Origin of the sequence: Klebsiella quasivariicola (assembly GCF_002269255.1) — a bacterium.
GTDB lineage: Bacteria > Pseudomonadota > Gammaproteobacteria > Enterobacterales > Enterobacteriaceae > Klebsiella > Klebsiella quasivariicola.
In genome coordinates this window covers 3,909,012-3,923,322 of the sequence record NZ_CP022823.1, presented here as the reverse complement: position 1 = coordinate 3,923,322, position 14,311 = coordinate 3,909,012, and the positions used below count along the sequence as shown (strand labels likewise).

At 54.6% G+C, this 14,311-nt stretch carries 14 protein-coding genes; 5 read left to right on the top strand and 9 right to left on the bottom strand.

From position 1 onward, the window contains the following. Window positions 1–2: 2 nt before the first annotated feature. On the top strand, window positions 3–1,061 hold the full coding sequence (gene modC / locus B8P98_RS19785) for a molybdenum ABC transporter ATP-binding protein ModC (RefSeq protein WP_087805761.1): 1,059 nt from the start codon (window positions 3–5) through the stop codon (window positions 1,059–1,061). Here the strand turns inward: modC and B8P98_RS19780 are convergent, their stop codons facing one another. Continuing rightward, the gene (locus tag B8P98_RS19780; RefSeq protein WP_025711784.1) at window positions 1,062–1,880 is read right to left on the bottom strand and encodes a pyridoxal phosphatase; all 819 of its coding nucleotides are present in this window, start codon (window positions 1,878–1,880) and stop codon (window positions 1,062–1,064) included. A 228-nt stretch (window positions 1,881–2,108) separates the two neighbouring features. Between B8P98_RS19780 and pgl the strand changes: the two genes are divergently transcribed. Beyond that, window positions 2,109–3,104: a 6-phosphogluconolactonase gene (gene pgl / locus B8P98_RS19775; RefSeq protein ID WP_025711783.1), complete on the top strand. Its 996-nt coding sequence runs from the start codon at window positions 2,109–2,111 to the stop codon at window positions 3,102–3,104. Between the two features lie 98 nt (window positions 3,105–3,202). On the opposite strand, the gene B8P98_RS19770 is transcribed toward pgl, so the two are convergent. The 3 genes from B8P98_RS19770 to ycgZ all read right to left on the bottom strand — a co-directional run bounded on the left by B8P98_RS19770 (window position 3,203) and on the right by ycgZ (window position 4,196). Next, complete coding sequence (locus B8P98_RS19770; protein WP_025711782.1) at window positions 3,203–3,469, bottom strand: biofilm development regulator YmgB/AriR family protein; 267 nt, start codon at window positions 3,467–3,469, stop codon at window positions 3,203–3,205. Between the two features lie 51 nt (window positions 3,470–3,520). Further along, on the bottom strand, window positions 3,521–3,826 hold the full coding sequence (locus B8P98_RS31450; protein WP_042929181.1) for a hypothetical protein: 306 nt from the start codon (window positions 3,824–3,826) through the stop codon (window positions 3,521–3,523). A gap of 124 nt (window positions 3,827–3,950) precedes the next feature. Further along, window positions 3,951–4,196 (bottom strand): regulatory protein YcgZ, encoded by a 246-nt coding sequence (gene ycgZ, locus B8P98_RS19760; protein ID WP_025711780.1) that lies wholly within the window; start codon window positions 4,194–4,196, stop codon window positions 3,951–3,953. A gap of 329 nt (window positions 4,197–4,525) precedes the next feature. Between ycgZ and B8P98_RS19755 the strand changes: the two genes are divergently transcribed. Together B8P98_RS19755 and B8P98_RS19750 are read left to right on the top strand one after the other, a co-directional pair. Beyond that, on the top strand, window positions 4,526–5,737 hold the full coding sequence (locus tag B8P98_RS19755; protein ID WP_025711779.1) for a diguanylate phosphodiesterase: 1,212 nt from the start codon (window positions 4,526–4,528) through the stop codon (window positions 5,735–5,737). Window positions 5,738–5,891: 154 nt separating this feature from the next. After that, window positions 5,892–6,626: a MerR family transcriptional regulator gene (locus B8P98_RS19750; protein WP_095033366.1), complete on the top strand. Its 735-nt coding sequence runs from the start codon at window positions 5,892–5,894 to the stop codon at window positions 6,624–6,626. A 42-nt stretch (window positions 6,627–6,668) separates the two neighbouring features. On the opposite strand, the gene B8P98_RS19745 is transcribed toward B8P98_RS19750, so the two are convergent. Then, window positions 6,669–7,223 (bottom strand): helix-turn-helix transcriptional regulator, encoded by a 555-nt coding sequence (locus tag B8P98_RS19745; RefSeq protein WP_095033365.1) that lies wholly within the window; start codon window positions 7,221–7,223, stop codon window positions 6,669–6,671. A gap of 83 nt (window positions 7,224–7,306) precedes the next feature. Then, window positions 7,307–7,519 carry a biofilm development regulator YmgB/AriR family protein gene (locus tag B8P98_RS19740; RefSeq protein ID WP_025711776.1) on the bottom strand — a complete coding sequence of 71 codons (213 nt, stop codon included), beginning with the start codon at window positions 7,517–7,519 and terminating at the stop codon, window positions 7,307–7,309. Between the two features lie 733 nt (window positions 7,520–8,252). Between B8P98_RS19740 and B8P98_RS19735 the strand changes: the two genes are divergently transcribed. After that, window positions 8,253–8,759: a hypothetical protein gene (locus B8P98_RS19735; protein ID WP_025711775.1), complete on the top strand. Its 507-nt coding sequence runs from the start codon at window positions 8,253–8,255 to the stop codon at window positions 8,757–8,759. Between the two features lie 16 nt (window positions 8,760–8,775). Here the strand turns inward: B8P98_RS19735 and B8P98_RS19730 are convergent, their stop codons facing one another. The 3 genes from B8P98_RS19730 to B8P98_RS19720 are packed head-to-tail and all read right to left on the bottom strand — an operon-like array spanning window position 8,776 to window position 13,889. Next, window positions 8,776–9,699 (bottom strand): acyltransferase, encoded by a 924-nt coding sequence (locus B8P98_RS19730; RefSeq protein WP_025711774.1) that lies wholly within the window; start codon window positions 9,697–9,699, stop codon window positions 8,776–8,778. A gap of 38 nt (window positions 9,700–9,737) precedes the next feature. Next, window positions 9,738–12,803 (bottom strand): efflux RND transporter permease subunit, encoded by a 3,066-nt coding sequence (locus B8P98_RS19725; protein WP_025711773.1) that lies wholly within the window; start codon window positions 12,801–12,803, stop codon window positions 9,738–9,740. Continuing rightward, on the bottom strand, window positions 12,804–13,889 hold the full coding sequence (locus B8P98_RS19720; RefSeq protein ID WP_025711772.1) for an efflux RND transporter periplasmic adaptor subunit: 1,086 nt from the start codon (window positions 13,887–13,889) through the stop codon (window positions 12,804–12,806). Window positions 13,890–14,311: the final 422 nt, after the last annotated feature.

Below are 14,311 nucleotides of genomic sequence, written 5' to 3'. Positions count from 1 at the left end.
TGATGCTGGAACTGGACTTTACCCAGACCCTTGGCAGCCACAGCCTGCAGATCCGTGAAACCCTGCCCGCCAGCGGTATTACCGCTATTTTTGGCGTCTCCGGCGCGGGCAAAACCTCGTTGATCAACGCCATCAGCGGCCTGACCCGTCCGCAGACGGGGCGGATCGTACTCAATGGCCGGGTGCTGAACGACACCGCGCAGCGTATCTGCCTGGCCCCGGAGCAGCGCCGTATCGGCTATGTCTTTCAGGATGCGCGCCTGTTTCCTCACTATAAAGTGCGCGGCAATCTGCAGTATGGGATGGCGAAATCCATGGTCAGCCAGTTCGATAAGCTGGTGGAGCTGTTGGGGATTGCGCCGTTGCTGGATCGCCTGCCAGGCCGACTGTCTGGCGGCGAAAAGCAGCGGGTGGCTATCGGCCGCGCCCTGCTGACCGCACCGGAGCTGCTGCTGCTGGATGAGCCGCTGGCGTCGCTGGACATTCCGCGCAAACGCGAGCTGTTGCCCTACCTGCAGCGGCTGGCGCAGGAGATCCATATTCCGATGCTCTACGTCAGCCACTCGCTGGATGAGATCCAGCATCTGGCCGATCGCGTGCTGGTGCTGGAGGCCGGTAAGGTGAAGGCGTTCGGTCCGCTGGAGGAGGTCTGGAGCAGCAGCGTGATGCACCCCTGGCTGCCGGCGGAACAGCAAAGCACTATCCTCAGCGCCACTGTCGCCGCGCAGCACCCGCAATACGCGATGACCGCCCTGGCGCTGGGGGACCAGCTGCTGTGGGTTAACCGACTCGATCGTCCCGCCGGCGAGAGTGCAAGGATCCGCATTCAGGCGTCGGACGTCTCGCTGACGTTAGCGCAACCGTCCGGGACCAGTATTCGTAATATCTTGCGCGCCCAGGTAGTTCAGTGTCTGGAGGTCAACGGGCAGATTGAGGTGCAGCTCAGGGTGAGCGGTCGTCTGCTGTGGGCCCGAATCAGCCCGTGGGCGCGGGACGACCTGGCGATAGCGCCAGGCCAGCAGGTGTTTGCCCAGATCAAAAGCGTGTCGATTGCTGCCTGATTACAACAACTGGCGGTAGATAAACTCGGCGATGCTGGTGGACTCATTGTCGCCGATAACCACGTTGGCGCGAGCTTTCACCTCGTCCACCGCATTGCCCATCGCCACCCCGGTGCCCGCCGCCTCCAGCATACTGAGATCGTTATAGTTATCGCCGAAGGCAACGACATCCTTCATCGACAGCCCCTGGTCGGCCACCCATTGCGCCAGCCGTTTGCCTTTGCTGTTGCCGGCGCGAGCGATATCCACCTGATCGTGCCACGACCATTCACACTCGAGTCCCAGGGTCTCGCCGACCTGCTGCGCAAACCGCTGCAGACGGGGAATATCATCGTCAGTGAGGGCGAATTTCCATACCGCGTTGACTTCGCGGACCGCCTGCGCCAGCGAGTCGACCTGGCTGAAGACCGGGCGCTGATCCTCCGGTAACGACTGCGCCCAGTTGCGGGTGCGGATCACGTGCCCGGTGGGCTGCTCGAAAAGCATGGCATCATCTACATACGCCAGGCCGTGAATCTGCTGTTCGGCAAGCATAGTGGTCAGGCTGACGGCGTGATCGACCGACATCGGATCGGCGGCCAAAACCTTTTTTGCGTGATAATCATACAAATAGGTGCCATTACAACAAATTGCAGGTGTATCGAGAGCCAGTGCCTGATAAAAAGGATGAATCGCGACGTGATGACGTCCGGTAACGACGATCACCTGATAGCCCGCCTCTCTGGCGCGAGCCAGCGCCTCCAGCGAAGCGGGAAGGATTATTTTTTTGCTGGTGAGCAACGTGCCGTCTAAATCCAGGGCAATCACGCGTGTTGTCATGTGTTATTTCCGGTTGATGTTGAAAAGTGACCTGGCCATGATGGTACACCGCCGTGGCGTCAGGACCAATTTTTCCACATCTGCCGTCAATGTTTGTATGCCCTTTGTGCCGCTGTCCGGCGGAAATCCGCTGGACTTTGCGAGTATCATGGGCGGATGTCTTATAATTTTCAGGGTGCTGTTATCCTGAAAATGAAAATTCCATGTGCAGTGAGGGAAGGAGTAGTCATGAAACAAACCGTTTATACCGCCAGCCCGGAAAGCCAACAAATCCACGTCTGGAGTCTTGAAGCGGACGGCAAACTGACGCTGGTGCAGGTGGTTGATGCCCCGGGGCAGGTACAGCCGATGGTGGTCAGTCCCAACAAGGAGTACCTGTACGTTGGCGTTCGTCCGGAGTTTCGCGTGCTGGCCTATCGCATCACGCCGGATAACGGGGCGTTAACCTTTGCTGGCGAAGCGGCGCTGCCGGGCAGCCCGACCCATATTTCTACCGATCATCATGGCCGCTTCGTGTTCAGCGCTTCCTATAATCAGGGTTGCGTCAGCGTGACGCCGCTGCAGGACGGTCTGCCGGGTGAAACCGTCACCGTGGTGGAAGGCCTGGAAGGGTGCCACTCGGCCAATATCTCCCCGGACAATCGCACCCTGTGGGTGCCTGCGCTGAAGCAGGATCGCATCTGCCTGTTTACGCTTAGCGACGATGGTTTCCTCTCGGCGCAGGAGCCGGCGGAAGTGACCACCGTTGAGGGGGCCGGTCCACGCCACATGGTGTTCCATCCCAACCAGCAGTATGGCTACTGCGTCAATGAACTGAACAGTTCAATCGACGTCTGGGAGCTGAAAGATCCGAATGGCAATATCGAATGTGTACAAACTCTGGATATGATGCCGCAGGATTTCACCGGCGTGCGCTGGGCTGCGGATATTCATATCACACCGGATGGCCGTCATCTGTACGCCTGCGATCGTACCGCCAGCATCATCACGGTATTTAGCGTCTCGGAAGATGGCAGCGTGCTGGCTGTTGAGGGCTATCAGCCGACCGAAACCCAGCCACGTGGCTTTAACCTCGATCACAGCGGTAAGTATCTGATTGCGGCAGGTCAGAAGTCGCACCATATTGCGGTGTATGAAATTGCCGGCGAGCAGGGGCTGCTGCAGGAGAAAGGCCGCTATGCCGTAGGGCAGGGCCCAATGTGGGTGGTGGTCAACGCCCACTAAACCATCAGGCGGCAGTAAAAGAAAAAACCTCGCAGTCGCGAGGTTTTTTTATCAGAGCGGACAGGCTCTGTAGGGAAGGCGCTGTGTTGGCGGACCAGTTAGATATCGTCCATGGTGTAGCCGACGACAATCTCCAGTGTTTTACGGATGACGTCCGCGGTGACCACGTCATCGGTGGTTTCCAGCGCCTGAATCAGCCATAAGATAATGGCCTTATTGTTCAGATGCCCCTCTGACTGCAGAATACTGTTGATGGCGAGCGACATGACGGCGGACTCATCAACCAGTTTATCACCGGCGTTACGGAAATAGTCTGAGAGCGCGGTGTCCTGCAGTCCTGCGTAAATATCGGGTTGCTGATGCATAGTCTGTCTCATCACATTCTCACTCTGTTTTATTCACCATGGTTGGGGCGATCAGTGGATCTTTTTGCTTTCCGACGCCATATTGCTTTGCGCCAGCGATCCTCTGGATTCCCAACGGCCATTGATTTTCTTTACCTGCAAAGGCGCTTGCTTGCGTTGTTGGGCTAGCTTTGCGCAAATTTCTTCGATCACCGCCGCGATGATTTTTCGTCGCTGGCAATCTGGCTCCGTCGCCTGCATCAACCGAAGCCGGACCAGCAGGGTCGGGGTAGTAATTGGGCGATTCGTTTTCAACAGCGCGAGAACCGCCTCGCCGATGATTTCATCGGTTATTTCCTCAGTTTCACTGCTTTTCATAACCGTCTCTCTGCATGCCACTCTTTTCTGAATGGACAAAGGCCATTCAGGTCAGCAGCAGGTTTATGGACAGCGATCGCCCCATCTCTGCTGCGTCTGTTGCATCAGGCGACGATCGATGACGTTACTCCTGACCGGCAAACAGCAAACCAATTAAGGTTTGATAATGGCTCTCTTCTTCGGGAGCACGGGCGCGGTCAAGGCGGTTCAACAGTTTGGTACACAGCGCCTTGCGGTTGAGATGGCGTCCTTCATTAAGAATATCCATCACGATCTGACCCAGCGTCTCCTGTTGGGAAGGTAACGATGCTTTATTGAAATACTGGGCAATTGCGTTCGCTGTATCTGGAATGTAACCATTCTGCTGCATATGTGCTCCTTTAATTTCACTCATCTGTTAACTGCCAATAAACTTATACAATAATTATTAACTTGTACATAGAAAGTTGCGCAATAATGCGGCTATTGTTGTTAAATTTATGATTTTTAATGAAATATTTGTTTTTATTTGGGGTGATTTTGACTTGTAAAGGTAGGGTTTAGCGTTGCATGTTGTACAAGGAAAGAAAAAAAGAAAAAACCTTGCACAAAATATGGTTTTTTAGTGTATCTTTTTTGTTAATACAAAATGTAGTTTTACAAGACGATTAGCCTGATAACTGCTACTGTGAATGCTTATCCCTCCCATCTGGAATCACTATGCTAACCACCATCATTTATCGCAGCCATATCTGCGACAATGTCTCATTCAAATCGATCGAGGCCATGGTTGCCAAGGCAAACGAGCGAAATGGGCAGGCGGATGTCACCGGTATTTTACTTTTTAACGGGACTCATTTTTTCCAACTTATTGAAGGGCCTGAAGAAAACGTACAGGATATATATCAGCATATTTGCCAGGATCCTCGCCACTATAATCTGGTGGAGTTGCTTTGCGATTATGCGCCGTCCCGTCGTTTTGGTAAGGTCGGAATGGAACTGTTTGATTTACGCGAACACGATCGTGAGGAAGTTCTGCAGGTGGTGATGGACCGGGGTACATCAAAATATCAGCTCACCTACGATGACCGGGCGCTGCAATTTTTCCGTACTTTTGTCGAATCCACGGAAAAAGCGAATTATTTTGAGATTCCTTCCGCTGATAGTTGGGTTTTTATTCCGGATAAGGAGACGTTCTATCCTGATACCCCGATTATCGATAAGACGGAAAGCTGCTCCTTTGCGTTCCAGCCGATCGTCGATCCTTTCGCCTGCGAAATCATTTCGTGGGAAGCGCTATTGCGTACACCGGATGGCCAGTCTCCAGGCGCCTATTTTGCCGGTCTGGCCGGGGACGATATTTATCTCGCCGACCTGCACAGTAAACGCGTCGCCCTGTCGCTGGCGGGTAAATTAGGTTTACGTAATAAGGCATTAAGTATTAATTTGCTGCCGATGACGCTGGTCAAAGTGCCCAATGCGGTGGCCTTCCTGCTCGATGAGATTAGCCGCAATGATCTGATTCCGGAGCAGATTATTGTCGAGTTTACCGAGCGGGAGGTCATTTCACGAATGGATGACTTTACCGATGCGGTACGCAAACTGAAGGGGGCAGGGATCAGTCTTGCTATCGATCACTTCGGCGCTGGATTTGCCGGACTGTCGTTGCTGGCGCACTATCAGCCCGACCGAATTAAAATTGACCATGAGCTGATCCGCAACATCCATCAGGATGGGCCGCGCCAGTCGATTGTACAGGCTATTATCAAATGCTGTTTTTCGCTGGAGATTGCCGTCTCTGCTGTCGGCGTTGAGCGTGCTGAAGAGTGGATGTGGCTGGAATCAGCGGGTATTTCGCAGTTTCAGGGGAATTTATTCGCTGGCGCCCGCCTGGGGGGCCTGCCCGCCGTCGCATGGCCGGAGAAGAAATGAACCACTGTCAAATTCGCTAAATATTTTTTCATCTTTTTTCCCGCGCGCTGTGAGCCACAACCTGATATCTTTATCTGTACAAGAAAATAGAGTTGTACAGGATGCCTGAATTCGTTAGTTTAGGTATTAAGTATCAGGTTGATGTGAGGCTGCTATGGCGTTTTACAGTATCGGTGAAGTCGCCGAACGTTGCGGAATCAATCCGGTCACACTGCGCGCCTGGCAGCGGCGTTACGGGCTACTGAAACCGCAACGCAGCGAAGGCGGGCATCGACAGTTTGATGAAGAAGATATCCTGCGCATTGAAGAGATCAAGCGCTGGATAGAGCGCGGTGTGTCCGTGGGGAAGGTCAAAGCGCTGCTGGAGGATAACCTGCCGGTGGCGCGCGATGAATCCGCGCATCTTCAGGAAGAGATGATGTCTATTCTGCGTTATATGCAGCCCGCCAGAATCCGTGCCAAATTAATGGCGCTGAGTCATCAACACCCCGTCGACACCCTTATTGATAGCCTGTTAGTGCCGGTACGTCAGCGCCTCAAGCTCGATCAGAATACCTCGCTGGTGATTAGCAGCCTGCTGGACGGTCTGCTCATTGACTGCGTAGCGCTGTTTCTCGCCGAAGCGCGTAAAAAAAATGGCAAAGAGACGCTGCTGGTGGGCTGGAGCAATGAAGACCGGACGCGTCTGTGGCTGGAGGCATGGCGCCTTTCCCAGCGCGGCTGGCATGTAAACGTCCTCTCCGAGCCGCTGGAGTCGCCACGGCCCGAGCTGTTCCCCGGGCAGCATATCTTCGTCTGGACCGGACGCGCTGCCACGCCACTGCAGGAAGAGCTGCTCAGCCACTGGCAGGAGCAGGGCTTCAGCATCCATTTTCACGGGAATAATTAATCGTCCTGACCTGCTTGTACAGGCCAGGACTTTTGCGCCGGGTTACAGGTGGATCTGACTCCAGGATTTAAAGGCCTCGCTACGGCTGATATTAAAAAAATCGGTCCTACCGCTACAGCCGAGCTTTTTAATCAGATTCAGCCGGATCTGATAAATGGTTTTGATATGCAGATTGAGTGACCGACCAATGCTGGCGACCGGTTCGCCATTACTGATAAGCTGGATAACTTTCTTTTCCCGCTCAGTAAACTGCACCGAAGCGCCCGGCGCTGGGTGGGTTTTGTAATAGCGGGTGGGCTGATGCAGGAAGATTTTTAATTCTTCCGGCGTTGAGTCTGCCGGCAACCGCAGCATAGGGAGTTCACTAAGAAAATTAAGATCGTTACCTTCGGTTAAAAGAATAAATAACGTATCCCGACGGTTATAATCGTGCTGCAGTACCGCGAAATAATTGTCGCTGGTAAAGAAAACATGTTTTTTACGAAAGTAAGATGCCGGCAGGTTATTCAGAATCAGCGACATCCCATAGAGAAGAAAACGATTATCAAACCACAGGTCGTAATGCTCAGAACGATAGCAAGTATTATGGTGTGACATTTTTTTTGCCCCAGTTAGCCGATTGAGACCCAGGCGCGCCGGCAGAGCAGGGCGAAACCTGCTGCCAGCATCGCGGGGGTTATTTAATGATGAGGTTTGCTGTACAGCATATCCAGCGCCTGCAGATAGAGGTCGGAGAGTATTTGATTACTTTCCGTTTGCAGACGGTGCTGGATTTCCGTAATCATCCGCTCATTATTAATCGTTCTGTGCTGCTTAATGAGCGTATTTTCAATATTCTTCATCAGGGCTGAATTGAAGACAAACTCTGCTGGAATGGTATTTTTAATATGCATAGCTCGAACTCTCCCACGTATAAAGCAATTGACAATAAAAGTCTCGGCGTACCGTAGATACGCGCAAAGTCAAAAACAGGAAATGCAAAACCAGGAACCACCACCGTACTCACCGCGCAACCGCTAAACGTTCCCGCTTTGTTGCGCAACAAGCAGTTAACACTCCAAAACTATAGACGGTGATCCCGATATGTACAACTTTTTTCATATCGATATGTACAACGTAACGGATTATTTTTTGTGTGTGTTCTTATTGTTTGATTTAAAAGGTTATTTTTACTTTTATAACTTGTACAAAAAGGCGGGGTTGTGCAGGATAGGTATGTAAAACCAGCAGAGCGGGACTGGCGACGACCGGAAGGAGAACAATGTGTAACATTTGTTACAGTTTTCGTGTCAGGGAAAGCGTGCCGACGCAGGAAGGGGGTACACAGCAACGCCGTCGTCGACAGGTGGCTTACTTCCGCGTCGGATCCCGATGATAGCGGAAAATAGGTGAGGATTTGTCTGTTTTTTGCACAGCAAGGTAAAGGGGAAAATCGCGGACACGGCGCGCTCCGGCCACTTTGTGAGCGGATAAGGCGTGTGCTACGCTTTTTTACTAACGACGTCGCTGTTCAGCACCGTCATCTATTTCCCCATTTCCCTGTCGGATCTTCTGTCAGTATAACGACCGGTAAATACGGCACACGCGTTCTGTCCATGGGCAGGCATAGAGAGTTGAGGAGAGATGATGCGCGGTAAAAGCGTGATGCTCCTGGCCGGGTTAGCCACCGTTGCGCAGGCGAAGGAAATTAACCTCTATTCAGTCAATACCGGTTCCTATGTCTACCATCTGACCAATAACCACGGACAATATACCGAGAATTTCGAAAACCACTTTTTTTCCGTGGAGCGGAAATTCTCTGAACAGTCGAAATACAGCCTGCTGGTGGGCACCATGAATAACAGTTTCGACGATCGCTGCCTGGCGCTGGGGGTCAGAAGAGACTGGTATCACAACGGTAGTGGGTGGACCTTTAAAGGCGTCTATGGCTACACCGGCGAATTCTTCTTCGACGCCTTTGAGCATTGCGGCGATCATGGATCCTATAAAGATTTTAAGGACGCCACCGGGATCGGCTTTTCCCCTTATATCTACCATGCCATCCAGTACAACTTTACCGACTATTTCGCCCTCGAGAGCGGCATTATTATTCCCAGCGTGTTTGTGATAAGCATCCAGTGGAGCTTCCGTTAACTCGTCGCGTTGTCGATTACAGGGTAATCACCTTCTTGAGCCAGGAACTGGAAAGCGCGGCAAGGGAGATGAGGACCGACAGCACAAAGGTCAGCGCGATCACCCCAAGCTTTGCGGCTAATGAGTGAATTGGGATCAGCATCACCAGCAGATGAAATACCGAGTAGTGCAGAATATAGACCCCGGTCATCGCTTTGCTGACCGTCGCCAGCACCGCCTCCTTCAGCTCGCGGTGCTTGTTAAACTGAACAGCGTTAGCGGCGATAACCAGCAGGACGATCAGAATATAAATTTGCGATCCGGTCAGGATGAACGCATTGCGATCGGCTTTAAACAGCGCGAAGAAAAAATGACGCTCATAAAACCAGGTAAATAAATAGACAAAGGGCAGGGCGATAATTGCGGCTTTAATCACCCGGGGATGACGTATCCACTCCGTGACCTTTGGATCGTTGAATAACTGCCCGGTTAAATAAAACAGTAACCAGGTCCACAGGCGATACTGTGGCGGCAGGCTGAAAAGATGTTTGTCCGGGTGGAGCACCGAGAGCAGGTCGTAACCATAGGAGCAGCACAGCAGCGTCAGTACCACGACGAAAAACAGACCGCGCCGCTGACTGAGCCAGGCAATCAGCGGATGAAAGGTGTAGATGACAATCAGGGCGAAAATAAACCAGGGCTGGATCAGATAGCCGCGCTGGTAAGGCTCCCAGACATAATAGACCGTCACCCAGAACAGAAAGACGATCACCACGCTTTTAATTTTACCGATTTGCCAGTTGGCATCGTGGCGGGTCTGCGCATCAAGATAACCGGCCACCACAAAAAACAGCGGCGTCGCGATGGTCGAGATAAAGGTCAGTAGCCCGAGGATCCAGTGATAGTCATAATCATAGCGATCCCAGGTGTTATAGATGGTGAAAAAGGTCACCGCTGTCATACAGCCTAATGTCTTGATAATGCTCAGACCGGTACTGTTCATCGTTGAGGCGTCATATCCTTATGGTGGAAGCAAGCGTAAATCACCGGCAGAACCAGCAGCGTCAGTACGGTGGCAAAGGCCAGCCCGAACATAATCACCACCGCCATACTCTGGAAAAAGACATCGCGCAACAGCGGGGCAAGGCCAAGCACGGTGGTGAAGGCGGTCAGCAGGATGGGCCGCAGACGCGAGGTTGCCGCATCAATAATAGCTTGTCGTTGATCTTTCTCCTGTTTCTGTTGCTCTATCTCTTCCACCAGCACAATGCCGTTGCGGATCAGCATACCGCTGAGGCTGAGCAAGCCGATTAACGCCATAAAGCCAAACGGAATGCCGGTGAGCAAAAACCCGGGCGTAACGCCGATCAGCGCCAGCGGGACGGTCAGCCAGATGGCGACGGCGTTTTTCAGCGAACTGAACATCAGCACTGTAATGATAAACATCACCAGATAGCCGAGCGGCAGGGTCGTGAACAGCCCTTGCTGCGCTTCACTGGAATTTTCGGCATCGCCACCCCATTCAATGCGGTAGCCGTGCGGCAGCGGCAGCGCATCAATGCGCGGTTTCACCCGGGCGAGGATATCACCCGAGGTTTGGCCGCTTTGCGGGCTGGGATCGGTCTGCACCGTGAGCACCCGGGTGCGATCCCGGCGAAGGATCAACGGGTCCTCCCACTCGAGCGAGAAGCCATTGATGACGTTACTCAGCGGGATATACTGCTGGCGGCTTTGGCTCCAGACCAGCACATTATTCAGGTGGTTGGCATCCTGCCGCTCCGCTTGCGGCGGCCGGACGATCACTGGCAGCAGATCGGCCCCTTCACGATATAACCCGGCGCGACTCCCGGAGAAATTCATCTCCAGCGCGTTATCAATATCCTGTTTATCCACCCCCAGCTCGCGCCCCAGCGCCGGGGAGTACTGCGGGCGGATCACCTTGCTACGGTTCTGCCAGTCGTTACGCACACTGTCGGTCGCCGGATCCGCGGCGAGAATGTCGCCCACCTGGCTGGCCAGCATGCGCAGCGTATCCGGGTCGGGGCCCTTAATGCGCACTTCAATCGCGCTATCGCCGGAAGGGCCGAACATAATGCGTTTGGTGCTGGCGTTCACCTGCGGGTAGTTCCTGGCGATCCAGGTTTCCACATGGCGGGTGACCGGGGCGATACTGCGCTGGTCGTCCATCCGCACCATGATCTGCGCGTAGTTGCTATATTGCCGCTGTCCGCTGTAGGTAAGAATAAAACGCATACTGCCCTGGCCGATGGTGGAGACGGTGGTGACCACCCCCGGCTGGCTGGCGATCGACCGCTCAATATCGCGGGTCATCTGCTCGGTGGCATTAATATCGGTCCCGTAGGGCAGCCACAGGTCGACAAAGAAAATGGGCGTATTCGATGACGGAAAGAAATTCTGCCGGACGAAGGTGAAGCCCCAGATTGCCCCGGCTAACAGCGCGCCCATCAGCACCAGCGTCAGGGTCTTTTGCTGCAGCAGTATTCGCAGCGTCTGCTGATAGCCGCGATAGAAGCGGCCGCGGTAGGGATCGGCTTTTTCCTCCGCGATGGCGGCCGGCGGGGCGTTTTTAAACAACCACCACTTAATGAGCACCGGGGTGATGGTCAGCGCGGAAAACCAGCTCAGCATCAGGGAGATCAGCAGCACCTGGAACAGGGATTTACAATACTCCCCGGTGGAGTCCTGCGAGAGGCCAATCGGCGCGAAGGCGAGGATGGCGATGATCGTCGCGCCGAGCAGCGGCAGGGCGGAGCGGCGGATCACATAGTTAATCGCACCCAGCAGCGGCGAGCCTTGCTGGCGGGCGATCAGCACCCCTTCGACAATCACAATGGCGTTGTCCACCAGCATACTCAGGGCGATGATCAGCGCCCCGAGGGAGATCCGCTGTAGCTCGATCCCCCAGATGTACATGATAAGCAGGGTGCCGAGGACGTTGAGCGCCAGCGACAATGCAATAATGATCCCGCTGCGCACCCCCATAAATACCAGCAGCACGCCGACGACAATCGCCAGGGCCATCAGGAAGTTGATAATAAAGCCATTGACCGAGTGGGCGACCTCTGCCGCCTGATCGTAAAAAATGGCGATGTCGATACCCGCTGGTTTATCGGCCGACATCTGCTGAAGTCGGGCTTCGAGGGCATGCCCCACGTCAATGACGTTAACGCCAGGGATAAACGAGACCCCCATGGTCACCGCCTGGCGGCCTTTGGCATGATAGATACTGGCGGGCGAGTCGCTCAGCCCGCGCGACAGCGTGGCAATATCCCGCAGTCGGGTGGTGGCGCTGGCGCCATGCGGGCTGACCAGCAGATCCCCCAGTTCATCGAGGTTCTGAAACTCCCCGGTGGGGTGGAGACGGATCGATTCGCTGCCGGCGCGGATCTCCCCGGCGCTGGAGACCACATTGAGCCGGGCCAGGATAGCGGCAAGCTGGTTAAGGGTGATCCCGCGCGCTGCCATTTTCGCCAGCGAGATATCCACATTGATCTGCGGCGAGATAGCGCCGCCAAGGGCGACTTTACCGACCCCCGGTACCAGAACCAGCTCCCGGCGCAGCTGCTCGGCATAGCGCACCAGCTCGGGGTTGGTGAAACTGTCGCCCGAGATAGCGAAAAAAAAGCCAAACACATCGCCAAAGTCATCGTTGACGAAAGGGGGCACCACCCCCGGGGGAAAAAGCCGGCTGGCGTCCCCGACGCGGCGGCGCAGCTCATCCCAGATTTGCGGCAGTTCGCTGGAATGGTACTGCGAGGCGATATTCACCGTAATTTGCGATAAGCCATTCGACGAGATGGAGCTGACGTTATCCAGCGAGGGAAGCTGCTGGATAGCGTTTTCCAGCGGCAGGGTCACCTCTTCCTCCACCTGCTGGGCAGACGCGCCCGGGTAATGGGTGACGATCACTGCCATTTTGATGGTGAAGGCCGGATCTTCCAGGCGGCCGATATTGAGCAGGGCGAACAGGCCACCCACCCCCAACAGCAAAATGGCTAACCAGACGCGGGTCGGGTTGTTAATAAACTGACGGGAAATGTCCATCTATAATCCTCGTTCACGCGTCCAGATCCGCACCGGCTGCCGGTCGTGGAGTTCACTTACCCCCGCCGCCACCACGTGTTCACCCGCGCGGAGTCCTTCGGTGATCGTCACGCCCTGCGAGGTCACTTCCCCGACCGTGACCCTGCGCTCTTCAAGGTATTGATGTGCGTTGTCGCCTTTTACCACCCAGACAACCGGTTCATTCTTCGGTCGGTTATCGGGGTTAAACACCGCCTCCACCGGTACCACAAGGGCATCCCGTCCGGCGCTGACCGGTAAATTGCCGAGATTGACCGTCACGGTGCCGCTGACCCCGCCGACGGTGGGAAAGTCATCCGGCCGCGGCATGGTTAAAATGATCTGCCAGGTGAGGGTGCTGATATCGCTGCTGCCGGTATGCTCTTTGTATTCCGCGGTAAACTCACGGCCCGGCAGAGTATTGATCCTGACGACGGGGCGGTAGGCGGTATTGCGGATATCCAGCGAGGTGAACAGATTTTCCGGAATACTGAAAACCACGTCCAGCAGGTCGGTGCGCGTCAGGGTGATCACCGGCTGACCGGCAGCGACCACCTGATGATTACGGATATGCACGCCGGCGGCAATCCCGCCGAAGGGCGCGGTGAGGCTCATTTGCGCCAGCTCTTCACGGGCGATTTTTAAGGCCGCGTTGGCGGCATCGCGATTGGCGCGCTGCACGTCCATCTCCGCCTGGGAGATCGCCTGGCGCCCGGCCAAAGTCTGGAAGCGGTCGAACTGACGCTGGGCGAGGGTGGCCGCCGTTTGTCGCTCATTGACCCGCTGCTGGGCCTCGCGGGCATTCAGACGCGCCAGCGTTTGTCCCTCGGTGATGGTGGCGCCCTGACGAATATCCAGCGATTCCACCTGGCCGCCCCGCTTAAACGACAGCTCGGTGGCGTCGCCAGACTCAATGCGTGCCGGAAACGTTCGCTGCTGGGTGTTGCCCACGGCGGTGACTTGCGCCACCTTAACCATGCGTGGGGCAGACTCAACGGAAGGTGCTTTTTGATCGCAAGCGGTTGTTAATAAAATAACAACCGGGATGAGAGAAAAATAACGGTTCACAGTATTCCCCTCAGACTCAGGATTTATTCTACGTTTTTATTCCGTGACGCACGCTTATTCTGCGAGGGCGGCGACAACCAGATAAGTGAATAGTCCCACCAGCGTGCAGGCAACAATGGCCAGCGCGACAAACAATCCCAGACGTAACAGGCTATAACCAAACATAATGTTCTCCCTTCACTCCCACCCGAACCGCGAATGTGATTTCGTCCGGCGCAATGTGTCACCGTCGGATATTCGGTGCGGCACTCCTGCTAGTAATCAGCATAGTCGGAGAAAATATGAAGTGTTAAAAAAGAGAATACCGCGTCGCTGTTGACGTCAAGGGGGGGAGGGCAGGAGATCTGCGGGCATTCGCGGGCTTTTATAATATTTTTCAGTCTATTAATCCGTCATTTTCTACTGTTAATTTTCCTGTGCTA